This window comes from Trueperaceae bacterium (assembly GCA_036381035.1).
Lineage (GTDB): Bacteria > Deinococcota > Deinococci > Deinococcales > Trueperaceae > DASRWD01.
The window spans coordinates 1-20,713 of record DASVDQ010000096.1 but is presented as its reverse complement, the minus strand read 5'-3'; the positions used below and the strand labels follow the sequence as shown (position 1 = coordinate 20,713).

At 73.5% G+C, this 20,713-nt stretch carries 23 protein-coding genes; 11 read left to right on the top strand and 12 right to left on the bottom strand.

What is annotated here, in order from left to right; translation table 11 throughout:
• Positions 1-2,195 (bottom strand): carbamoyl-phosphate synthase large subunit (carB, locus tag VF202_10950; protein ID HEX7040625.1); only part of this gene is annotated, 2,195 nt, incomplete at its 3' end.
• 136 nt (positions 2,196-2,331) lie between these two features.
• Here carB and VF202_10945 point away from each other — a divergent pair.
• Complete coding sequence (locus VF202_10945; protein ID HEX7040624.1) at positions 2,332-2,898, top strand: Uma2 family endonuclease; 567 nt, start codon at positions 2,332-2,334, stop codon at positions 2,896-2,898.
• 12 nt (positions 2,899-2,910) lie between these two features.
• Here the strand turns inward: VF202_10945 and pheA are convergent, their stop codons facing one another.
• The gene (pheA, locus tag VF202_10940; GenBank protein HEX7040623.1) at positions 2,911-3,765 is read right to left on the bottom strand and encodes a prephenate dehydratase; all 855 of its coding nucleotides are present in this window, start codon (positions 3,763-3,765) and stop codon (positions 2,911-2,913) included.
• 10 nt (positions 3,766-3,775) lie between these two features.
• Complete coding sequence (locus VF202_10935; protein HEX7040622.1) at positions 3,776-5,503, bottom strand: dynamin family protein; 1,728 nt, start codon at positions 5,501-5,503, stop codon at positions 3,776-3,778.
• Positions 5,504-5,574: 71 nt separating this feature from the next.
• Here VF202_10935 and VF202_10930 point away from each other — a divergent pair, with 71 nt between their 5' ends.
• The gene (locus VF202_10930; protein ID HEX7040621.1) at positions 5,575-6,078 is read left to right on the top strand and encodes a YbaK/EbsC family protein; all 504 of its coding nucleotides are present in this window, start codon (positions 5,575-5,577) and stop codon (positions 6,076-6,078) included.
• Positions 6,079-6,111: 33 nt separating this feature from the next.
• On the opposite strand, the gene VF202_10925 is transcribed toward VF202_10930, so the two are convergent.
• Positions 6,112-6,576 carry a nuclear transport factor 2 family protein gene (locus VF202_10925; GenBank protein HEX7040620.1) on the bottom strand — a complete coding sequence of 155 codons (465 nt, stop codon included), beginning with the start codon at positions 6,574-6,576 and terminating at the stop codon, positions 6,112-6,114.
• Positions 6,577-6,840: 264 nt separating this feature from the next.
• Here VF202_10925 and VF202_10920 point away from each other — a divergent pair, with 264 nt between their 5' ends.
• Both VF202_10920 and VF202_10915 read left to right on the top strand, forming a co-directional pair.
• Positions 6,841-7,902, top strand: coding sequence for a thioredoxin domain-containing protein (locus VF202_10920; protein HEX7040619.1), 1,062 nt, complete (start codon positions 6,841-6,843; stop codon positions 7,900-7,902).
• A gap of 86 nt (positions 7,903-7,988) precedes the next feature.
• Positions 7,989-8,705: a Crp/Fnr family transcriptional regulator gene (locus VF202_10915; protein HEX7040618.1), complete on the top strand. Its 717-nt coding sequence runs from the start codon at positions 7,989-7,991 to the stop codon at positions 8,703-8,705.
• Positions 8,706-8,789: 84 nt separating this feature from the next.
• Here the strand turns inward: VF202_10915 and VF202_10910 are convergent, their stop codons facing one another.
• The gene (locus VF202_10910) at positions 8,790-10,595 is read right to left on the bottom strand and encodes a sodium:proton antiporter (protein ID HEX7040617.1); all 1,806 of its coding nucleotides are present in this window, start codon (positions 10,593-10,595) and stop codon (positions 8,790-8,792) included.
• 57 nt (positions 10,596-10,652) lie between these two features.
• Between VF202_10910 and VF202_10905 the strand changes: the two genes are divergently transcribed.
• Positions 10,653-10,970 carry a hypothetical protein gene (locus tag VF202_10905; protein ID HEX7040616.1) on the top strand — a complete coding sequence of 106 codons (318 nt, stop codon included), beginning with the start codon at positions 10,653-10,655 and terminating at the stop codon, positions 10,968-10,970.
• Positions 10,971-11,059: 89 nt separating this feature from the next.
• Here VF202_10905 and VF202_10900 read toward each other — a convergent pair whose 3' ends face one another.
• Positions 11,060-11,725, bottom strand: coding sequence for a putative dsRNA-binding protein (locus tag VF202_10900; protein HEX7040615.1), 666 nt, complete (start codon positions 11,723-11,725; stop codon positions 11,060-11,062).
• A 333-nt stretch (positions 11,726-12,058) separates the two neighbouring features.
• On the opposite strand from VF202_10900, the gene VF202_10895 reads away from it, so the two are divergent.
• Both VF202_10895 and VF202_10890 read left to right on the top strand, forming a co-directional pair.
• A complete protein-coding gene (locus VF202_10895) occupies positions 12,059-12,727 on the top strand; it encodes a response regulator transcription factor (GenBank protein ID HEX7040614.1) in 669 nt (222 codons plus the stop codon).
• The gene (locus tag VF202_10890; GenBank protein HEX7040613.1) at positions 12,724-13,824 is read left to right on the top strand and encodes a M20/M25/M40 family metallo-hydrolase; all 1,101 of its coding nucleotides are present in this window, start codon (positions 12,724-12,726) and stop codon (positions 13,822-13,824) included. The genes VF202_10895 and VF202_10890 overlap by 4 nt, the downstream gene beginning before the upstream one ends.
• A gap of 81 nt (positions 13,825-13,905) precedes the next feature.
• On the opposite strand, the gene rnhA is transcribed toward VF202_10890, so the two are convergent.
• Genes rnhA through rpiA form a run of 3 tightly spaced genes read right to left on the bottom strand, consistent with a single transcriptional unit; the run spans position 13,906 to position 15,482 of the window.
• Positions 13,906-14,361, bottom strand: coding sequence for a ribonuclease HI (gene rnhA / locus VF202_10885; GenBank protein ID HEX7040612.1), 456 nt, complete (start codon positions 14,359-14,361; stop codon positions 13,906-13,908).
• Positions 14,362-14,372: 11 nt separating this feature from the next.
• Complete coding sequence (gene acpS, locus VF202_10880; GenBank protein ID HEX7040611.1) at positions 14,373-14,735, bottom strand: holo-ACP synthase; 363 nt, start codon at positions 14,733-14,735, stop codon at positions 14,373-14,375.
• A 48-nt stretch (positions 14,736-14,783) separates the two neighbouring features.
• On the bottom strand, positions 14,784-15,482 hold the full coding sequence (gene rpiA, locus VF202_10875) for a ribose-5-phosphate isomerase RpiA (GenBank protein HEX7040610.1): 699 nt from the start codon (positions 15,480-15,482) through the stop codon (positions 14,784-14,786).
• Between the two features lie 48 nt (positions 15,483-15,530).
• Here rpiA and VF202_10870 point away from each other — a divergent pair, with 48 nt between their 5' ends.
• From VF202_10870 to VF202_10860, 3 genes are all read left to right on the top strand, one after another.
• Complete coding sequence (locus tag VF202_10870) at positions 15,531-16,100, top strand: Maf family protein (protein HEX7040609.1); 570 nt, start codon at positions 15,531-15,533, stop codon at positions 16,098-16,100.
• Positions 16,093-16,875 (top strand): rod shape-determining protein MreC, encoded by a 783-nt coding sequence (gene mreC / locus VF202_10865; GenBank protein HEX7040608.1) that lies wholly within the window; start codon positions 16,093-16,095, stop codon positions 16,873-16,875. Before VF202_10870 ends, mreC begins: the two co-directional genes overlap by 8 nt.
• Before the next feature lie 61 nt (positions 16,876-16,936).
• Positions 16,937-17,329: a VOC family protein gene (locus VF202_10860; protein HEX7040607.1), complete on the top strand. Its 393-nt coding sequence runs from the start codon at positions 16,937-16,939 to the stop codon at positions 17,327-17,329.
• A 179-nt stretch (positions 17,330-17,508) separates the two neighbouring features.
• Here the strand turns inward: VF202_10860 and VF202_10855 are convergent, their stop codons facing one another.
• Together VF202_10855 and VF202_10850 are read right to left on the bottom strand one after the other, a co-directional pair.
• Positions 17,509-17,955, bottom strand: coding sequence for a hypothetical protein (locus tag VF202_10855; GenBank protein HEX7040606.1), 447 nt, complete (start codon positions 17,953-17,955; stop codon positions 17,509-17,511).
• 52 nt (positions 17,956-18,007) lie between these two features.
• Positions 18,008-18,595, bottom strand: coding sequence for a hypothetical protein (locus tag VF202_10850; protein HEX7040605.1), 588 nt, complete (start codon positions 18,593-18,595; stop codon positions 18,008-18,010).
• Between the two features lie 164 nt (positions 18,596-18,759).
• On the opposite strand from VF202_10850, the gene VF202_10845 reads away from it, so the two are divergent.
• Complete coding sequence (locus VF202_10845; GenBank protein HEX7040604.1) at positions 18,760-19,401, top strand: helix-turn-helix domain-containing protein; 642 nt, start codon at positions 18,760-18,762, stop codon at positions 19,399-19,401.
• A 106-nt stretch (positions 19,402-19,507) separates the two neighbouring features.
• On the opposite strand, the gene VF202_10840 is transcribed toward VF202_10845, so the two are convergent.
• Positions 19,508-20,713: class I tRNA ligase family protein (locus tag VF202_10840; GenBank protein ID HEX7040603.1), on the bottom strand; the 1,206-nt coding region annotated here is incomplete at its 5' end.

The window sequence follows — 20,713 nt, the reverse complement described above, 5'->3', positions numbered from 1 at the left end:
TCGCGCAGGTACCTCTCCAGCTCCGCCGCGGAGCGCACGACCTGCATCGCCCGTCCGCCCAGCACGTAGCTGGGCCTCACCATCACCGGGTAGCCGATGCGCGCGGCGAGCGCCGCGGCCTCCTCGGGCCTCTCGGCGACGCCGCCCTCGGGCTGTGGGATGCCCAGGCGCCGACAGAGGGCGTGGAAGGCGTCGCGGTCCTCGGCGGCGTGGATCGCCGACGCGGACGTGCCCCAGATGGGCACGCCGGCCGCCTCGAGGCCACGCGCCAGCTTCAGCGGCGTCTGGCCGCCGAGCTGGACGATCACGCCGTCGGGCTTCTCGTGCTCGATGACGTTGAGGACGTCCTCGAGGGTCAGCGGCTCGAAGTAGAGGCGGTCGGCGGTGTCGTAGTCGGTGCTGACGGTCTCGGGGTTCGAGTTCACCATGACCGTCTCGAACCCGGCCTCCTGCAGCGCCCAGACGGCGTGCACGGTGGCGTAGTCGAACTCGACGCCCTGCCCGATGCGGTTCGGGCCCGAGCCCAGTATCACGACCTTCTTCCTGTCGGTCGGCGGCGCCTCGTCCTCCCACTCGTAGGTGGAGTAGAGGTAGGGCGTGTAGGCCTCGAACTCGGCGGCGCAGGTGTCGACGGTCTTGTAGACGGGCGCCTGGCCCTTCGCCAGCCGCAGGCGCCTGACCTCGGCGGCGGGCGTGCCCGTGAGCTCGGCGACGTCGCCGTCCGAGAAGCCGAGGCGCTTGACCTCGCGCCACAGCTCCCAGCCCCAGCCGTGCGGGTCGCCCGCCCGGCGCACCTCCTGCTCGGCGGCGACGACCTCGGCGAGCTGCGACAGGAACCAGGGGTCGATGCCCGTCGACCGGTGCAGCGCCTGCACCGAGCGTCCTCGCCTCAGCAGCTCGAGGACCGCCGCCAGGCGGCGCGGGTTCGGGCGCAGCAGCCCCTCCAGGGCGGCGTCTGTGAGCGCCGCGGTGCCGGAGCGCACGTCCAGCTCGAGAGAGCGCACGGCCTTGAGGAGCGACTCCTTGAAGGTGCGGCCGATGGCCATCACCTCGCCCACCGAGCGCATCTGGGTGCCGAGGTCGTCGGGGGCGCCGGGGAACTTCTCGAAGGCGAAGCGCGGGACCTTGGTGACGACGTAGTCGATGGTCGGCTCGAAGGCGGCCTTCGTCTCCTTGGTGATGTCGTTGGGCAGCTCGTCGAGGTGGTAGCCGACGGCCAGCAGCGCGGCGATCTTCGCGATGGGGTAGCCGGTGGCCTTCGAGGCCAGGGCCGAGGAGCGCGAGACGCGCGGGTTCATCTCGATGACGATCACGTCCCCGCTGTCGGGGTCGACGGCGAACTGGATGTTCGACCCGCCGGTGTCGACGCCGATCTCGCGGATGATCGCGATGGCGGCGTCGCGCAGGCGCTGGTACTCCTTGTCCGAGAGCGTCTGCGCCGGCGCCACGGTGATGCTGTCGCCGGTGTGCACGCCCATGGGGTCGAGGTTCTCGATCGAGCAGATGATCACGACCGTGTCGTTCGAGTCGCGCATCACCTCGAGCTCGTACTCCTTCCACCCCAGGACCGACTGCTCGATCAGCACGCTGCCCACGGGAGAGTCGTGCAGGCCCTGGCGGACGACGCGCACGAACTCGTCCCGTTCGCGGGCGATGCCGCCGCCGGTGCCGCCCAGCGTGAAGCTCGGCCTGACGATCGCCGGGTAGCCGATGGCCTCGACGAACTCCAGCGCCTCCGCGAGGCTCGTGACCATGCGCCCGGCTGGCGTCTTGAGGCCGATGCGCGCCATCGCCTCCTGGAAGAGCTGGCGGTCCTCGCCCTTCTGGATCGCGGCGTAGTTCGCGCCGATCAGCCGCACGCCGTGCTCCTCCAGCGCGCCCTCCTCGTGCAGCCTGGCGGCCAGGTTCAGCGCGGTCTGCCCGCCGAGCGTGGGGAGCAGGGCGTCGGGCCGCTCGACGCGGATCACCTCGGCGACGAACTCGGGCGTGAGGGGCTCGACGTAGGTCCTGTCGGCGACGTCGGGGTCGGTCATGATCGTGGCGGGGTTCGAGTTGACGAGCACGACCTCGAAGCCCGCCGCACGCAGCGCCTTGCACGCCTGCGTGCCCGAGTAGTCGAACTCGGCCGCCTGCCCGATGACGATGGGACCGGAGCCGATGATCAGGATCTTGTGTATGTCCTCACGCCGCGGCATCTTTATCCGGCGGAGTGTATCACCGCGGCAGCGGGCCTCCGGTGGGTTGCGGCGGGCACGGACTCCCGACTAGAGGAGGTCGGCACGGCGCCAGCGACCCGGCGTGCGAGCGGCCGCCAGGACGCAACCTGCGGGCATGCGCGGCGCGCGTCTCCCCCAGGTCACGGTCGCGGCGTTCCTGGCCGCGTCGCGGGCCGGGGCCCTGGCGGAGGGTCCGCGGGCGGAGCTCGTCGGCGGCCGCGTGCGCCCCGGACGCGCGCCCTCGCCCCGGGAGACGGCCGTCCTCGCGCACCTCGGCGCGCAGCTCCGCGGCGACGCCGTCCTCCGCGCCGGCGGCACGGCCGTGCACGCCGCGCCGCTGCGCCTGGGCCCGTGGGACCTGCTGAGGGCCGACGTCGCGGTGTTCCCGGCGGCGGGGCGCCGGGCCGGTCAGCCCCTGGGCGTGGGCGGCTCCTACGACGGGGCCGCGGCGCTGCTCGTCGCGGAGGTCGTGCGCGGACGCGAGACGCACGAGGAGCGGGCGCCGCTCTACGCGGCCGGCGGCGTGAGGGAGCTGTGGCTGCTCGACGTCCCGCGCGGCTTCACCGAGGTGCTGCGGGCGCCCTGGCGCGGCGTCTACCGCTCGCGCACCCTGTGGTACCCGGGCGAGGGCGTGCGGGCGCTCGCCCTCGGGGTGGAGGTGGTGCCGTTGCCGGCGCCGTGACCACGCCCCGCCTCAGTCGATCTCGACGGGCTCCGCCGCCGGGTAGCTGCCCAGGTACTTCACGAACGCCGCACGGCGCATCAGGCCCGTGAGGGCGGCCGCGACGGCGGGCTCCGCGACGTGACCCTCGATGTCGACGTAGAAGAGGTAGCTCCACGGCTTGTCGCGTCGCGGGCGCGACTCGAGCTTCGTCATGTTGATGCCGTGCTCGGGGAAGACCTGCAGGCAGGAGACGAGGCCGCCGGGCCTGTGGTGCGTGGCCAGCACGAGGCTCGTCTTGTGCTGCCGGCCCGGCTGGGGCGGTCGCTCGTCGTGGCCGAGGACGAAGAAGCGCGTGAAGTTGAAGGTCAGGTCCTCGATCCTCTCGGCCGCGATCTCGAGGCCGTAGGTCTCGGCGGCGCGCCGGCTGGCGATGGCCGCGCTGCCCGGCTCGCTGCGCGCGCGCTCCAGGAGGCGCTGCGCGGCGCCGGCCGTGTCGTAGTCGGCCACGGCCTCGAAGCCGTGCTGCCTGATGAAGCGCTGGCACTGCTGCAGGGCCTGGGGGTGGCTGTAGACGCGCCTCACCTCGTGGAGGCCCGTGCCCGGCGGCACGAGCAGGTTGTGGTGCACGCGCACGACGCGCTCGGCCACGACCACCAGCACCGAGTCGGTGAGGAGGTCGTAGGTCTGGTTTATCGAGCCGGCCAGGCTGTTCTCCACGGGCAGGCAGGCGTAGTCGCACTCGCCGCGCACCGTGGCCTCGAACGCCTCCTCGAAGGTCGGGTAGCCGACGGCGTCGCCGCCAGGCGCGAAGGCCAGCGCGGCCTCCTCGCTGAACGCCCCGGCCACGCCCTGGAACGCCACGCGCGGGGCGGCCTTCACGGTCATGGCCGAGAGTCTACTCCAGCGCCTCGACCTCGCCGCGGAGCGCCGCCAGGCGCACGCTCATCTCGTCCAGCTCCTCGCCGACCGCGCCGAGGCGGTCGAGCTCGGAGCGCACGAAGCGCGTGTAGGGGCTGATGGCGCCGGCGAGCTTCTCGCGCGAGCGCTCCAGCTCCTCCTCGAACTGGCGGGTGATGCCCTGCGCCAGGGCCTCCTCGAGCTCGCGCATACGCGCGGCCAGCTCGCGCTTGGCCTTCGCGCGCTGGCGCGGGATCACCAGCAGGCCCACGCCCACGAGCGTGAGGCCGAGCAGGATCCCGGTGACGTCGAGCGCCGCCGTCGTGATGAACGCCAGCACGGCGGCGGAGAGGCCGATGCCCGTCACGTTGAACAGGCCCGTGCGGAGCACCGCCTGCTGCAGGTCGTCGGCCAGCCGCCGCGACTCCGCGGCGTCGTCGTAGGTGTCGAGGGCGTCCTGGGCGCGCTCCCCGAGGGTGCGCACCAGCGCGCGCCGGTCGTACTCGAAGCGCCCGCCCACCTCGCCGATCACGCGGTCCTCGGCCGCCGACGCGCGCTCGTTCACGAAGCGCATGACGTCCTCCCAGAAGCGGAGGTTGCGCTCGATGAACCAGTCGACGAGCTCGGAGACGGCCCTCTCGAGCTGCTGCTCCGTCCCGGCCAGGACGCGCCGCTCGAACTCCTCCTGCACGGCCTTGCTGTTGAGCAGCTTGGGGATGCGGCGGAAGCGCACGACGTCGTCGAAGAACTCGTCGCCGCGCTCCTTGACGTCGCGCACGACCTCCTTCACGCGCAGGGCGTGCGCCTCGAACTCGCGGCGCATGTCTCGCTCGAACTGCCGGCCCTGGCGCTCGATCTCGTCGAGGCTGGCGTTGTCGTCGGTGAGCAGCTCGAGCCGCGCGGCGACCTGGTCCTGGTAGATGCCCACCAACCGCTGGGCGACGCCGAGGGGCGAGAGCAGCTTCAGGCGCGGACGCTCCGCGCCGAGGCGCTCGGAGATCGCGCGCGCCAGCGCCGGCACGCCCGAGCCCTCGAGGGCCGCGTCGTCGCCGGCCTCGCGCGCGCGCTCGGCCCGCTTGGCGCTGACGAGGAACACGTCGGGCGTCACGTTGAGCGTCTGGCGGGCGTTCTCGCGCACGTAGCGCTGGACCTCGGCGCGCTGGTCCTCGGTGTCGAGGATGTCGACCTTGTTGACGACCATCACGACCTTGCGGCCCCACGAGGCGATGAGCTCGAGGAACCGCCGCTCGCTCTCCGTGAACGGCCTGTCGGCCGACGTCACGAAGAGCAGGAGGTCGGCCCGCGGCACGAAGCGCTCGGTCAGCTCCTGGTGGCGCTTGATGATCGCGTTCGTGCCCGGGGTGTCGACGAGGGCGATGTCCCGCAGCAGAGGGGCGGGGTGCGTGCGGTACACGACCGCCGGGCCATCCGAGCGCTCCGAGGGCCGCTCGCCGTGCGTGACGACCGTGATGCGGTCGGTGGTGGGCGTGACGCCCTCGGGCATCACGGCCTCGCCGAGCAGGGCGTTGAGGAGGCTCGACTTGCCCGCGTTGAACTCGCCGGCCACGACGATCATGAAGAGGCCGTCCAGGTCGGCGAGGGCCGTGCGCACGTCCCCGAGGTGCTCCTGGTCGGCGCCCACGCGGGCGAGGAGCACCTGCAGGTCGGTGATGGCCTCGCGCTCGCGGGCGACCAGGTCGCGCAGCGACTCGGGGACGTCGAGCATCGGCACAAGGTACCACGGGGGCCCACGAACGCCGTCCTGGCCGCAACCCTTCGCGGCATAGACTGCCTGGCGTGACAGCCCCAGCAGCGCTCACGGAGTCCGACCTCGAGGAGTTCTGCCGGCGCCACGGCGTGCCGGCGCGCCTCTACCGCCTCGGCGTCCCCACGCCCACGGTGCCCGACGCGGCCGCGGCCGTGGGCACGGAGCCGGGGCGCATCGTCAAGAGCCTGGTGTTCCTCGCCCTCGGCGAGCCCCTGCTGGTCGTCGCCGCAGGGGAGAGCCGGGTCTCCTACCCTCTGCTGGCCGCGGCGCTCGGCGTGGGACGCAAGCAGGTGCGCTTCGCCAGCCCCGAGGAGGCGCTGCTCGTCACCGGGTACAGGGTCGGCGCGATGCCGCCCTTCGGCCACCTCCGGGAGCTGCCCACGCTGGTGGACGAGGTCACGGTGCCGGCGAGCGGCGCCGTGTTCGGGGGAGGCGGGGGAGTGAGCGCCCTCATCGAGGTCGAAGCCGCCGTGCTCCACGAGGTGACGCGAGCCCGGCGCGTGCCGCTGACGAGAGCGGGCGGCGCCGGCTGAGGGCGCCGCCCGCCTCTGGCCAGCCCGCCGCGGCTAGTAGCGGGTCTCGGAGGCCATGGCCCATACGACCTGCCACTGGCCGTCCCGGCGCTCGTAGACGAACATCTCCCACAGCTCCATGGGCGGGAACTCCTGCCCGTCCACGACGGCGGTCACGAAGGAGTGCTGCTTGAGGACCGCGGCGTCGCCGTAGACCCTCACCTCAGCGTGGTCGTTGACCGAGTCCACGAACCTAAGGTGCCCCACGGCGATGTCGTCGAAGAACTGCTGCCGCGTGCTCGCGTGGCCGTAGGGGTCGATCAGCACGAACTCCTCGGCGTGGAGGCTCTCCGCCTTGCGCAGGTCCCTGTCGACGAGGGCCCGGAAGCGCTCGGCTTCCATCGCCAACACGGCTTCGGTATCGTCCGTCGTCGGCTGGCCCAGCGCCGCGACCGGGACCAGCAGGAAGGCGGCGACGAGCACCGCGCCGAGCAGAGCCGCACCCAGTCTCTTGTCCATGGCACCCTCACTCTCCTAAAGCCGGCAGCGCTCTCGTCTGCCGTGACGGGACGGTAGGGGTGCCACCGTGATGCGCCCGTGATGCGGGTGCATGCGCCGCGTCCGCCGGGTTCGGGTCGACGTCCCCTGTCCGGCCCTGACGCGGGCGCCTGGACCGCTCCCGCGCCAGGCTGCCCGGCCACGACGCGGCCGCGCCGTCCCGCCGGCGCCGGCCCTCCGTCTCCCCGACGTTGTGACGGGAATCGCGCCAACTTAGACTGCGTCATGCTCGACGTCCCCGCCGCGCGCCGCCTCGTCGCGGCGCTAGCGGCCCTCGCGCTCGCCGCGCTCGGCTCGCCGGCGCTCGCCCAGCTCGGCCAGGAGCCGGCGACGATCCTCGACCAGCTACGGGGCTACGGCGTGCGCGAGGCCGGCGCCGGCCACGAGTCGGCCTCCGGCTTCGCCTTCGGCATCGAGGAGTCCCTGGGCACGGCGGTGGCCGTCGAGGGCGAGGGCGAGCTCACCGACGCGAACGCGCGCTTCATCGGCGCCCTGATCGGCGCGGCCAGCGGCTACGGGTCGGGGATCGCCTCGCCGGTCACCGACTTCTTCCGCACGCGCACCGCCGAGCTGGCCGACGCCGGCGAGGTCGTCGTCCAGGTGCAGGAGTACCTGATGGAGGTGGAGGTCACGGGCGGCGAGCCCGCGCGGGTCAGGGTGCGCTTCGAGCCGCAGTCGGTTCCGGAGGAGCTGTTCGGTCCGCCGGCCCACGCCCTCGGCCCCGCCGACGCCCGCTACGTCGTGCGCGAGTTCACCGACCTGCAGTGCCCGTTCTGCGCGAACTTCGCGGCGCAGGGCATGCCGCTCATCGCCAGGCTCCTCGAGCGCGGCGACGTCCGCTTCGAGCTGCACCACCTCCCGCTGAAGAGCGTCCACCCCAACGCCACCGTCGCCGCCGAGGCGGCGGAGTGCGTGGCCGCGGAGGCCGGCGCCGCAGGCGGCGACCAGGCGGGCGAGGACGCGTTCTGGACGTTCGCCGACGCCCTCTTCGCCCAGCAGTCGCGGTGGGCGGAGCTCCCCGACCCGCTCGAGCAGTTCGTCGCGATCGCCGCGGAGGCTGGCCTGGCCGTCGAGGAGCTGCCCACGTGCGTGAGGACGGGTCGCTTCAGCGACCTGGTCGAGGAGTCGTACCGCGTGGCGGTGCAGGACCTCGGCATCACGGGCACGCCGACGATCTTCGTAGACGGGCTCAGGGTGGGCGACTACCTGGACCCCGAGTCGTACGAGCGGCTCATGCGGCTCTCGGACGCGATGGCGGCGGCTTTGGGGAACGCGGCTGAGGATTGAGTTAGATTTATGAACATCGCGTACCACCACGGCCTTGCTGGCCGACCTCGGGCCGAAGCCGGGGAGCGTGTCGAGAGGGGCGCTGGATGACGGAGTCGAGTTCGAGTCAGTACCCGAGCCTGGTCTGGCACCTGAAGAACACGAAGCTGTTCCAGGACCTGACGCCGGACGAGCTGGAGAAGATCACGCGCATCACTCCGTACAAGCGCTTCGCGGCGGGCGAGATCATCTACCACATGGAGGACCCCGCCGACGCCCTCTACTTCGTGCGCGACGGCATGGTGAAGATCTCCATGTACTTCCCCAACGGCAAGGAGATGATCCTGGGGCTGCTGGGGCAGTACGACATCTTCGGCGAGCTGCTGCTGCTGGAGAGCGAGCGGCGGCCGAACCAGGCCGAGGCCGTCGTCGACACCACTCTGATCGTCATGCCGGAGCAGGAGTTCCAGCGCCTGCTGCAGCAGCACCCGAAGATCGCGATGAAGTTCATCCAGGTGATGAGCACGCGCCTGTGGCAGGCCCAGCAGTGGCAGGCGGAGGTGGGCGCGTTCGACGCCCCCGGGCGCCTGGCGAACCTGCTGCTGCGGCTGGCGAACGACTTCGGCGTCGAGTCGGAGCGCGGCACGGTCATCGACCTGAACCTCACGCAGCAGGACCTGGCGAAGATGATCGGCGCCACGCGCGAGACCGTCAGCCACTGCCTGGCGCGCCTGCTCGAGTACGGCGCCGTGCGCCGCCGGCGCTCGCCCATCACCGTGAACACGGCGAAGCTGCAGCAGTTCCTCGACGAGGCCAGCGAGTAGCGTCCGCTACCGCGCGGGCTGACCGCAGGAGCGGGTGCGGGGCCCGCAGTGCGGCCGGCCCGCGGCGCTCTACCCGCGGACCCCTCAGGCCCGCGGGTCGATGTACGTGAGCAGCGTCCCGCCGTCCTCGCGCTCCGGGTCGGTCGTCTCCGACACGACCTCGACGGCGCCGTCGCGGGCGATGAACAGCGGCACGGCGGCGTCGCCGTGGGTGGCGATGAAGTCCGCCAGCGTGTGCTCCGGCGTGAGCTCGACCTCTACGAGCTCGGCACCGGCCTGGCGGAGCCGCTGCAGCCTGTCGTAGGAGAGGTCGCCCAGCGACAGCCACAGGCCGCGGTTCTCCCCGCCCAGGCGGTTCGCGTGCGGCACGTGCTCCTTGGGGGAGAGCTGATAGACGTTGTCCTTCCCGAACTCGCGGCGGAAGCGCACGGCCGTGAGCGCGTTCGCCTCCTCGTTCGGCGTCAGCGCGACGAGGCGGCCGATGCCGGAGAGCCGGAGCTGGTCGTCGTTGCCGTCGGCGAGCAGGCTCCCGTGGTAGGCCGGCAGGCCCTCCGCGAGCGCCGCCCCCACGTTGGCGCCGTTCGTGTCGGCCAGCAGGACCGGGAGACCGCGGTCGGCGAGGCGCCTGGCGATGTCGCGGGCCACGGGGTGGGCGCCGAGGAAGAGGACGCCCTGCGGGTCGGGGTCGGCGACGCCCAGCCGCACGCCCAGCGGCTTGGCCGTGAGGCTGGCGAGCAGCACGCTCACGACGATCACCGCGAACACCAGGGGCACCAGCGAGCCGGCGCCGGCGATGCCCTCGTCGAGGAGGCGGGAGGCGAGCAGCGAGGTGACCGAGGCGGCGACGATGCCTCGCGGGCTCACCCAGGCGATGAACGCGCGCTCCCGGCGCGACAGGCGCGAGCCGATGCTCGAGAGCAGGACGTCGAGCGGGCGCAGCACGAGCAGCACGACGGCGACGACGGCCATCGTCTCCCACCGCAGGGCGGCCAGCGCCGCCTCGCGGGTCACGTTCGCGGCCAGGACGATGAACAGCACGCTGACGAAGAGGACCGTCAGGTCCTCCTTGAAGGTCAGCAGGGAGCCGAGGTTCGGCACGCCGGCGTTCGCGACGATGATGCCCATCACCACGGCCGCAAGCAGACCGGCCTCCGAGGAGAGGAGGTCGGCGACCGCGAAGGTGGCGAAGAGCATGGCCAGGGCCACGACGTTGATGAGGAAGTCGGGCACCGCGCGGCGCTTGAGGAGCCAGGCGAGGGCCAGGCCGCCGGCCGCGCCGGTGAGGGCGCCGACGAGGAGGAAGCGCAGGAGCAGGAGCAGGACGCTGCCGAGGGGCTCGCCGGCGCTGCGCAGCAGCAGGGACTCGTAGACGAGCACGGCCAGCAGCGCGCCGACCGCGTCGATGACGATCCCCTCCCACTTGAGGACGTTCGCGACGTTCGCGACGGGCCTGACGATGCGCAGCAGGGGGCCGATGACGGTGGGTCCCGTGACCATGACGAGCGCGCCGAAGAGCAGCGCCAGGTGCATCTCGACGCCGGCGATGAGGTGGGCCGCCAGCGACGCCCCCGCCCAGGTGACGAGGCCGCCCCAGGTCACGAGGTTCAGCACGACGCGGCGCGTCTCGCGGATCTCGGCGAAGCGCAGGGTCAGGCCGCCCTCGAACAGGATCAGCCCGACGGCGAGGGAGACGAGGGGGAAGAACAGGTCGGCGGGGAAGAGATCGGCAGGCGTGACCACGCCGAGGACCGGCCCCACGAGGAAGCCGGCGGTCAGCAGCGGGAGGATCGCGGGCACGCGCCAGCGCCAGGCCAGCCACTGGGCGGCGACGCCGAGGGCGATGATCGCGGCCACCGCGAGGCCAGGCTCGGAGGCAAGCAGACCGCTCACCGGGTAAGTCTGCCATCCGGCGGCGCCGCCGGGCCACCGTGCTAGCCTGCTTGACCCATGGAACGCCCCGCGCGCCGGGAGGAGCGCCGCTACCTGGTGAAGACCAACGACGGCGACGTCGTGGTGGTCGTGAACCCGGAAGCCGGCGGCCTGGACGACGACCTGTTCAGCCTGGAGGCGGCGACGCCGGAGACCACGGCGGGCATCGCGATCGCCACGCCGCTGTCGGCCTTCAGCGCCAAGGCCGTGGACATCATCGAGCTGCACGGCACGGGAGGCTTCGGCGGCAGCGACGCCCTGCGCGAGATGCTGGTGCGCGAGAAGGCGACGGCCCTGCTCCGCAGCATCGAGCGCTTCGCGAAGCAGGGTCGCTGAGGGGCGGTTCGCCGGCAGGGGCGGAGCGGGGCGGCGGCGCGTGCCGGCGCGCCCAGGGCGTCTCGCGGCCTAGCGCCGGCCGCCCCCGCTCAGTCCTCCTCCTCTTCCTCCTCCTCGATCTCGCCGAGGCCCAGGAGCAGGTCCTTGTAGAGGGCCAGAGAGAAGTCGCGGATCGCGACCCGCGCCTCCTCGCCCCTCAGGTCGGCGAAGACGCGGCGCTCGGCGACGGCGACCACGGCGGCGAGGAGGTCGTCGAACATCGGCCAGGGTCCGTCGAAGGGGGCTTCCTCGCCCTCCTCCACCTCGGCGGCGCCCTCGTCCTCGGCGTCCGTCACCGCCGCGGACGCGGCCGCCGGGGCCGCTTTCGCCGCGGAGGCGTCCCCGGCGGCCTCGGCGCCGGACGCCCCGGCGACCTTGGCGGAGGCGCCGTCCTTGGCTCCCTTCGCCGCGCCGCCCTTGCCCTTGGTCGCCTTCTCGCCGTCGCCCTTGGCGGCCTGCTTGCCCTTGCCCTTCGCCGCGGCCTTGCCGGACGTCGCCTGGCGCGCCTCGAGCGCCGCCAGCGCCTCCTCGGCCGCGTGCTTCTCGGCCGTGCGCTTGGTGCCGCCCTGCCCGGTGCCGATGACCTCGCCCCCGAGCACGACGTCGGTGATGAAGCTCGGCTCGTGCTCGGGTCCGGTGCGCGCGGTGCGGAACTCGGGGCGCTCCAGGCCGAGCTTCTGCGCCCGCTCCAGCAGGACGCCCTTCGGGTGTGCCATGCGTCCTCCGATCTCTGCTCGAGGATGGTGCGCGCCGCCTCTTCGCGGCCGGCGGCACCCAGCACAGCTGCCGGGCACCCCGCGCCGACGAGGCCACCGGCCCGGTGAGGCAGTTCGGAGGCGTGGCCGGCCCGGCGTGCCCGGCAGCTGCGGACGCCAGGGTACCATCGGGCCGGGCGTCGAGCGGGGCCCGGACCGACGTGGCGGGCATCCTCTCCGGGCCCGGCGCGGGCCGCGCAGCGGACCACCCGGCGCCCCGGGAGCGGTCCGACGTGCTCCGCGCCCCGCGGCACCCCGGCGACGCGCCCGGCGGCACGCGGAGTACAGTGAGTCATGACGCGGATACTGCTCTGCGACGACCACGCCATGTTCCGGCAGGGCCTGCGCACGATCCTCGAGACCGAGGAGGGCTTCCGGGTCATCGGCGAGGCGTCGACGGGCCGGGAGGCGATCAGGCACGCGCTGGAGACGCGGCCCGACGTGGTCCTCATGGACATCCAGATGCCCGAGGTCGACGGGGTGGCGGCCACGAAGGCGATCCTGGCCGAGCAGCCCGACGCCAAGGTCATCATCCTCACCATGTACAGGCAGGACCGGTACGTCTTCGAGGCCATCAAGGTCGGCGCGCGCGGCTACATGCTCAAGGACTCCGGCGCGGACGAGCTGATCGAGGCGATACGCCGCGTCGCGGCCGGCGAGACCCTGCTGAACGCCGAGATGGCCGCGGAGATCCTCGCCGAGTTCCGCAAGTACGGCGACCTGCCCGCTCACCCGGAGCACAAGATCAGCGAGCTCACCGAGCGCGAGGAGGAGATCCTCAGGCACCTGGCGCAGGGAGCGACGAACCAGGAGATCGCCGAGAGGTTGGGCGTGAGCGAGAAGACCGTGAGGAACCGCCTGACCGAGATCTTCTCGAAGCTGAGGCTCAACAACCGCACGCAGGCCGCCCTCTACGCCCTGCGGGAGGGCATCGCGACGCTGCAGGACGGCGGCGAGGGGTGAGCCAGGCGCTGGGCGACCCGGCGCAGGCCGGGCTGGCGCAGCGGCTCGTGGACCTCGTGCTGCTGCTGGCGGAGACGCCGGCGCCCACCTTCGCCGAGGACGCTCGGGCCGAGCTGGTGGCGCGTCTGTGGCGCGAGGCGGGCCTCGAGCCGCGCCGCGACGCCGCCGGGAACGTCGTGGCCGAGGTGCCCGGCGGGAGCGGTCCCCTGGTGCTCGTGGCGGCGCACCTCGACAGCGTGTTCGTCGAGGGCACCGACGTCACCGTGCGACGCGACGGCGACCGGCTGGCCGGCGCGGGCGTCGGCGACGACGCGGCCGGCCTGGCGGTGCTCACCGCCTACCTGCAGGACCCGCCACAGCGTCGTCCGCGGCTGGTGGTGGCGGCCACCGTGGGCGAGGAGGGCGCCGGCGACCTCAGGGGCGCCCGGCAGGTGGTGGCCGACCTGGCGGGCGAGATCGACCACTTCGTGGCCTTCGACGGCCACCTCGGCTCGGTCTGCACGCAGGGCGTCGGGTCGCTGCGCCACGAGGTCGTGATGACGGCCGCCGGCGGTCACTCGTGGGGCGACTACCCGAGCCCCAGCGCCGTGCATGCCGTGGGCCGGGCCGTCGCCAGGCTGGCCGCGCTGCCCGTGCCGCGCGAGCCGCGCTCGAGCCTCAACGTCGGCCTCCTGTGGGGCGGCACCAGCGTGAACTCGATAGCCGCGGAGGCCGGCTTCGCCCTCGACCTGCGCAGCGTCGACCAACGCACGCTCGAGCTGCTGTGGGAGGCGTGCCGCGCCGAGATCGAGAAGGTCGCCGAGGAGAGCGGCTGCGGCCTGGCCGTGAGTCGCGTGGGCGCGAGGCCCGCCGGCGCGCGCGACCACGCCGTCCTCGTCGAGGCCGCCAGGCGTGCGCTGGTCTCGGTGGGCCTGGAGGCGACCCTCGCCCCGGCCAGCACGGACGCCAACGCGGCGATGGCCGCCGGCGTCAGCGCCATCGCGCTGGGCGCCTACAAGGGCGGCGGCGCGCACACGCTGTCGGAGTGGGTCGACGCGGGGTCGCTGCCCCTCGGCCTCGAGGTCCTCAGGCGCTTCCTGGCCGAGCTGGCGGCCTAGCGGCCGCGGAGGAGCGACCCGAGCGGGCGCGGGCGGCCCCGCGACCGGCGGCGCCGGGACAGGCGGTCCGGCCGCCTGGCCTCAGCCGGTGGCGGCGGTGCCGCGCCCCGTGCGCCGCGCCGCGAGCGCGAGGGCGTCGACGAGCTCGTTCTCTGGCTGGCCGGCGTGCCCGCGCGTCCACGACCACTCGACGTCGTGGACGGACGTGAGCTCGAGGAGTCGCTCCCACAGGTCGCGGTTCTTCACCGGCTGTCGGGAGGCCGTGCGCCAGCCGTTGCGCTGCCACCTGTCCAGCCAGCCGTCGGTGAACGCCTTCTTGAGGTACTCGCTGTCGGTGACGACCGTGACGCGGCAGGGCCTGGTGAGGGCCTCCAGGGCGCGCACGGCGGCCGTCAGCTCCATGCGGTTGTTCGTCGTGTGCGCCTCGAAGCCAGAGGCCCGGCGCTCGCGCCCGTCGGCCTTGAGCAGGTAGGCCCAGCCCCCCCGGCCCGACGCCGTGTCGCAGGACCCGTCGGTGTACGCGACGACGCGGGTCATCTCGGCCCCGCTCATCGGCGCTCGAGCACGACCACGGCGGCGGCGTGGTCGACGGCGTGCGACAGCGAGACGTGGGCGACCAGGCCCTCGCGCTCCATGGCGGCGGCGAGGCGCGGGCTCGCGCGCAGCACCGGCCTCCTGCCCTCCTTCACGACCCAGACGTCGCGCCACCCCAGCGAGGCCGGCCACACCTTGGCGAACGCCTCCTTGGCCGCGAAGCGCGCCGCGAGGCCGGGGTAGACGTCGTTGCGGCCCGCGAGCGCGGCGAGCTCCTCGGGGTGGAAGCAGCGGGAGAGGAAGCGGCGCGGGTGGTTCTCGGCGGCGCGCCTGATCCGCGCGATCTCGACGAGGTCGAGCCCGACGGCCACGATCACGCCGCGACCCCCGCGGTCACGCGGCGCCCTCCCGGCGACGCGCTCCGGTCACGCCGCGGCCTCCAGGCGGCGCACGCCGCCGGCCCCGGCGACGAAGGCCAGGTCGGCCAGGCCCAGGAACAGCCCGTGCTCGACGACGCCGGGCAGGGAGGACAGCTCGGCCGCCAGCTCCTCCGGGTCGAAGGGCGCCTCGAAGCGGCAGTCGACCACGTGGTTGCCGTTGTCGGTGACGAACAGCGAGCCGCCCGCCGGGCGCGGGCGCGCCTCCGCTCCCAGGCGCTCGAGGAGGAGCCTGGTCCGCGCCAGGCCGAAGGGCACGACCTCGACGGGCACGGGCGCCCTCTCGCCCAGGCGCGACACCAGCTTCGACTCGTCGCCGATGAGCACGAACCGGCGCGCCGACGACGCCACGACCTTCTCCCGCAGCAGCGCGCCACCCAGCCCCTTGACGGCGTCGAGCGAGGGCGCCAGCTCGTCCATGCCGTCCACCGCCAGGTCGACGCCGGCGGCGGGCAGGTCGACGAGCTCGATGCCCGCCTCGCGCGCCTGGCGCGCCGTCGCCTCGGACGTCGGCACGCCGCGCACGCGCCGCAGCGAGCCCTCGCGCAGCCGCTCGGCGACGCCGGCGACGAACCAGTAGGCCGTGCTTCCCGTGCCGAGGCCCAGCGTCATGCCGTCCTCGACCAGCGCCAGGGCGGCCCCGGCGGCTGCGCGCTTCCGTCCGTCGCTTCCCGGCGTCTGGGCCATCCCGGCCGGCAGTCTAACCGCCTCCCCGGCCTGGGTAGACTGGTCCGCGTGAGGGGACTCGTGCTGGCCAGCGCATCGCCACGGCGTCGCGAGCTCCTCGCGAGCCTGGGGCTGGAGTTCGAGGTGGAGCCGGCCGACGTCGACGAGACCGTGAGGCCCGGCGAGGACCCGGCGGAGCTCGTCGCCCGCCTGGCGGCGGCCAAGGCCGAGGTCGTGGGCGCGCGTCGCCCGGGCGACCTGGTCCTGGCGGCAGACACGACGGTCGTCGTCGACGGCGAGGTCATCAACAAGCCCCCCACCCCCGCTGACAACGCCGCTTACCTGCGGCGCCTCTCCGGCACGGTCCACGACGTCTACACGGGCCACGCCCTGCGCCTGGCGGGCCGCCGCGAGGACGTCGTCGTGCGCACGCGGGTCCGCTTCAGGCGCCTCAGCGACAGGGAGGTCGCGTGGTACGTGGCCTCCGGCGAGGGCGTCGACAAGGCCGGCGGCTACGCGATACAGGGCCGCGGCGCCGCCTTGGTCGCGGGCATCGAGGGCTGCTACACCAACGTCGTCGGGCTGAGCCTGCCCGCCGTCGTCGAGGCGGCGCGGCGGCTGGGGGCACCACTTGTCTAGCCTGCTCAGGGCCTGGTACGCGTTCCTCGCGCTCGGCCTCGTCACCATCGCGCTCATGGCCGTGGTCGGACGCGTGCCCTTCGAGTACTCGGCGGCGGTCGCCCTGCCGCAGGACCTGCTGCACCGCGCCGGCACGAACGTCAGGCTGACCGTGGAGAGCCTCGTCGACAGGCGCGACCTCCGCGCCGAGGTCGAGAGGCTCGAGGCCGAGCTGGCCGCCTCCCGCCAGGAGGCGCGCTTCCTCGAGCTCGAGGTGCAGCGCCTCGAGGAGGTCCTGTCCGTGCGGCGCTCGCAGTCGCCCGGCACGGTCGCGACGGCGCCCGTGGTCGGCGGCGAGGTGGGGGCGGAGCTGGCGCGCCTCATCGTCGGCCTGGGCGCCAGGGACGGCGTGACGGTGGACATGCCCGTGACGGTGCCGCAGGGGCTCGTCGGCATCGTCACCGACGCCGGCCCTGACACGGCCCTGGTGCGGACGATCCTCGACCCGGAGTCCCGCGTGGGCGTGACCGTGCGGGGCAAGGGCGGCCAGGGCATCGCCGTCGGCGACGTCGGCGACAGGGTGCGCGTGACCGGCTTCCTCGAGGTCGAGCCCGTGGAGGTGGGCGACGAGGTCGAGACCTCCAGCCGCGGCGGCCTCTTCCCGGTCGGCGTCCTCGTAGGCGTGGTCGAGGAGGTGCTGCCGCAGGACCCCAACGAGCTCAGGCGCACCTACATCGTGCGCCCCGCGGTGGACCTCGCCACGCTGCGCGAGGTCGTGCTGCTCGCTCCGCAGTAGCCGCCGCGTCCGGAGCGTGTAGCCTCTAGGCGGGTCCAGGGGACGGGCGCGGGAGGCTCAGGTGGCTGGCTGGGCGGTCATCCCGACGGTGCGCGTGCCCGACATGGGCGAGGCGCTCGACTTCTACCGCGAGAAGCTGGGGTTCGAGCTGACGCGCGGCGGACCCGACGAGGTGAACTGCTCGCTCTCGCGGGGCGACGCGCGGATCATGCTCGAGGTGCCCACGGACCTCTACTCGCCCGCCTACAACGAGGCGATAAGGCGGCGGCTCGGCGGCAGGTCGGCCGTGTCCCTCTACGTCGAGGTGCCGGACCTGGAGCGGTTCTACGAGCGCTTGCGCGCGTCCGGCGTCACGGTCGTGGACCCCATCGCGCCGCGCCCCTGGGGCCAGACCGAGTTCACGGTCGAGGACCACGTGGGCACCTGGCTGACGTTCTGGGAGGCCCCGGAGTAGGCCTAGGCGGCGGCCGGGCGCGCGGGGTCGTCCTGGGCCGGCGCCTCGCGGTGCGGTGGGCGCCCAGGGGCGCGGCTCGTCTCCCGGCGGGCGCCTCGCGCCGGCGACCGGCCTCCGCGCTCGGGCTAGCGCCGCCGCTCGGGTTAGCGCCGCCGCGCGGGTTAGTGCCGCCGTGCGGGTTAGTGCCGCCGCGCGGCCGCGCCCGACGCGTCGAGGAGCCGCGACGACAGGCCCATGCTGAGGATCGCCAGTGGGATGTGCAGCATGAGCAGGTCCCGCGTGCCCCCGCCCGCCGCCAGACCGGCGCTGGCCGTGACGAGGAGCAGGAGCAGCACGCCGACCCGCGCGGCCAGCAGCGACCGCGGCTCGCGACTGCGGCGGCGCCCGACCAGGCCGGCGACGACGAGCGTCACCCCCGAGAGGACCAGGAGCCCGCCGACGGCCATGTGGACCTGGACGAGCGCGGCGTGGCCGGCCAGGAACCCGCCGGCCAGCGCGGCCTGCGCCAGCACGCCGACGATCACGGCGACGGCGGCGGTCCGGGTCAGGCGGGGGTAGCCGACACCGGCGGCGCGCTCGTCGGCCGCACGGTCGGTGACGGTTGGCATGTACGGTTCGGCTCTCATGGGACCTCCTCGGTCGGCCGGTCTGGTACGGGGCTCTCACGCCGTCGGGCTCTCATGCGACCTCCCGCGCGTGTACTCGCGCGGCCGCCGCTCGCGCCTCGTCGGGGGACGGGCGGTCCCCGGCGGCGCGCAGCCGACCGAACGGCTTGTAGACGCCCAGCACGAGGTTCGTGATGAGCAGGAGCGAGGCGGTGGCGGGCGCCACCACGTAGGCCAGCTGCCGCGCCACCGGGATCGCGGTGCCCGTCCCGCCGCTGGCCGCCGCGGCGGCGCGGCCGAGGCCGGGGACGAGGACGAGGCCGAGCACGGTGATGAGCCCGACGGTGACGGCCAGCTTGATGGTCGTCCACCAGTAGCGCGCCAGGCCCCAGCGCGAGAGGAGGGCGAGCGCGATCCCCGATACCAGCGTGAGGGCGGCGAGAGGCAGCAGGACGGCGCGCGAGATCAGGCTCATGGCCGGGTAGGCCGCCAGCGGGTCGCCTCCGCTCAGGGCCGAGATGCCCAGCACCACGAGCGCGAGGTCGGCGCCGAGAAGGCCGACGGCGTCCGCGATGTGGGCGGCCAGCACGACCCTGCTGATCCTCCGCCTGCGCTGCACGACCGCTTCCCGACGCGTCGGGGCGAGGACTTGAACCGACATGTCGCCTCCTTCCCGCGGGCGCGAGTGACCGAGCGCGAGGTCACCTCCCGCGCCCGCGGCGTAAGAACGGCAATCTAAAGTAGATGATTGAGTTTTGCAAGTACCAAGACGAGCACGTCTTCCGGGTGGTTGAGCAGGTCAAGCCGCGGCGGTAGCATCCGGCCATGCGCTCCTACGGCCAGTACTGTCCCCTGGCCAGGGCCCTCGACGTCGTCGGGGACCGGTGGACCCTGCTTGTGGTGCGCGAGCTCTTCGCCAGGGACAGCCGCTACTCCGACCTCAAGGACGCGCTGCCCGGCATCGCCACGAACCTCCTGGCCGACCGGCTGCGGCAGCTCCAGGCCCACGGCCTCGTGGAGCAGTACGAGGCGCCGCCGCCGGTGAGGTCCGCGGTCTACCGCCTCACCCAGCGCGGGAGGGAGCTGGGACCCGTGCTGCGGGCCCTGGTCAGTTGGGGCAGGCCCCTGCTGGAGGCCGGTCGCGGCGAGGACGCCTTCAGCCCCCAGTGGCTGATGCTCGCCCTGCCGATCCTGTTCGGGCACGTCGAGGTCGCGGACCTGGGGCCGCTGACCGCGGTCCTCGAGATGGGTGGCGAGCCCGTCACCCTGGAGATCGGAGAGACCTTGACGAGCGCGATGGGCAGCCCCGCCGGCGGGGGGGACGTACGCCTGCGGGGCGACCCCGAGGCGGTCTTCGACTTCCTCAGCGGCAGGTCGGCCGGCGAGGACGGTCGCGTGGTCGTAGAGGGCGGCGACGAGGCCGCCAGGCGCCTGCGCGAGTTCGCCAGGCGGGCGGGAAGGGCGTGAGGCATGGCCGCGGACCGGCGGCCAGGTCCGCCGATACCGGCCCGGCGGTGCGAGGCGGCCGCTCCCTAGGGGCGGGGCGGCCGCCTCCCGGCCGGCGCGAGGGACCTCAGCCCTTGACGACGAAGCTGACCATCCGGCCCTTGACGACGATCTCGCGCACGACCTCGCCGGCCTGGAGGTAGCGGGCGACGTTCGGCTCGCGCCTGGCCAGGGCGAGGACCGTGGCGTCGTCGGCGTCGGCGGGCGCGTCCACCTGTCCGCGCACCTTGCCGTTCACCTGCACGGCCATCCTGACCGTGTCGGCGCGCAGGGCCTCCTCGTCGTGCTCGGGCCACGCCTGGAGGTGTACGGAGCCCTCGAACCCGGACCGCTCCCACAGCTCCTCGGCGATGTGCGGCGTGAAGGGAGCGAGCAGCAGCAGCAGGCTGCGCACGGCCTCCCGCCAGGTCTCGCCCAGCGCGTCGCGGTGGGGCTTCGCCTTGCCCATCGCGTTCGAGAGCGTCATGAGCTCGGAGATCGCGGTGTTGAAGCGGAACTCCTCGAGGTCCTCCGTGACCTCCTTGATCGCGTGGTGCACGGCGCGCCTCAGCTCGCGCGCCACGGCCGCAGGGTCCGCGTCCGGGCCGGGCTCGGCCGGGGCCTCCTGGTCGACGACCAGTGCCCAGACGCGGTGCAGGAACCTGAAGACGCCCTCGATCCCCTGGTAGCTCCAGGGACCGCCCTGGTCCCAGGGGCCGATGAACATCAGGAACGCGCGCACGGTGTCGGCGCCGTACTGCGCGACGAGCTCGTCGGGGTTCACGACGTTGCCGCGCGACTTCGACATCTTCTCGTTGTCGGCGCCCAGGATGATCCCCTGGTTGCGCAGCTTCAGGAACGGCTCGTCGATCTCGACGAGGCCGAGGTCGCGCAGGACCTTGGTGAAGAAGCGGGCGTAGAGCAGGTGCAGTATCGCGTGCTCGACGCCGCCGGTGTAGACGTCCACGGGCGTCCAGCGCTTCACGAGCTCGGGGTCGAACGGACGGGAGTCGTCGTGTGGCGAGAGGTAGCGGAACCAGTACCACGACGAGTCCATGAAGGTGTCCATCGTGTCGGTCTCGCGCCTGGCCCTGCCGCCGCACCGCGGGCACGTGGCCGCGGCGAAGGCGGGGTGGTGCTTGAGGGGCGACTCGCCGGTGGGCATGAACGCCACGTCGGCGGGGAGCAGGACGGGGAGGTTCTCCTCCTTCTCCGGCACGATCCCGCACTCGTCGCAGTAGAGCATCGGGATCGGCGTGCCCCAGTACCGCTGGCGCGAGATCAGCCAGTCGCG

Coding starts and splice junctions, on each gene's coding strand:
- VF202_10945 (HEX7040624.1), top strand. CDS start 2,332: ATGCGCGGCGCGCGTCTCCCCCAGGTCACGGTCGCGGCGTTCCTGGCC.
- pheA (HEX7040623.1), bottom strand. CDS start 3,765: ATGACCGTGAAGGCCGCCCCGCGCGTGGCGTTCCAGGGCGTGGCCGGG.
- VF202_10935 (HEX7040622.1), bottom strand. CDS start 5,503: ATGCTCGACGTCCCCGAGTCGCTGCGCGACCTGGTCGCCCGCGAGCGC.
- VF202_10925 (HEX7040620.1), bottom strand. CDS start 6,576: ATGGACAAGAGACTGGGTGCGGCTCTGCTCGGCGCGGTGCTCGTCGCC.
- VF202_10920 (HEX7040619.1), top strand. CDS start 6,841: ATGCTCGACGTCCCCGCCGCGCGCCGCCTCGTCGCGGCGCTAGCGGCC.
- VF202_10915 (HEX7040618.1), top strand. CDS start 7,989: ATGACGGAGTCGAGTTCGAGTCAGTACCCGAGCCTGGTCTGGCACCTG.
- VF202_10905 (HEX7040616.1), top strand. CDS start 10,653: ATGGAACGCCCCGCGCGCCGGGAGGAGCGCCGCTACCTGGTGAAGACC.
- VF202_10900 (HEX7040615.1), bottom strand. CDS start 11,725: ATGGCACACCCGAAGGGCGTCCTGCTGGAGCGGGCGCAGAAGCTCGGC.
- VF202_10895 (HEX7040614.1), top strand. CDS start 12,059: ATGACGCGGATACTGCTCTGCGACGACCACGCCATGTTCCGGCAGGGC.
- rnhA (HEX7040612.1), bottom strand. CDS start 14,361: ATGACCCGCGTCGTCGCGTACACCGACGGGTCCTGCGACACGGCGTCG.
- rpiA (HEX7040610.1), bottom strand. CDS start 15,482: ATGGCCCAGACGCCGGGAAGCGACGGACGGAAGCGCGCAGCCGCCGGG.
- VF202_10855 (HEX7040606.1), bottom strand. CDS start 17,955: ATGAGAGCCGAACCGTACATGCCAACCGTCACCGACCGTGCGGCCGAC.
- VF202_10850 (HEX7040605.1), bottom strand. CDS start 18,595: ATGTCGGTTCAAGTCCTCGCCCCGACGCGTCGGGAAGCGGTCGTGCAG.
- VF202_10845 (HEX7040604.1), top strand. CDS start 18,760: ATGCGCTCCTACGGCCAGTACTGTCCCCTGGCCAGGGCCCTCGACGTC.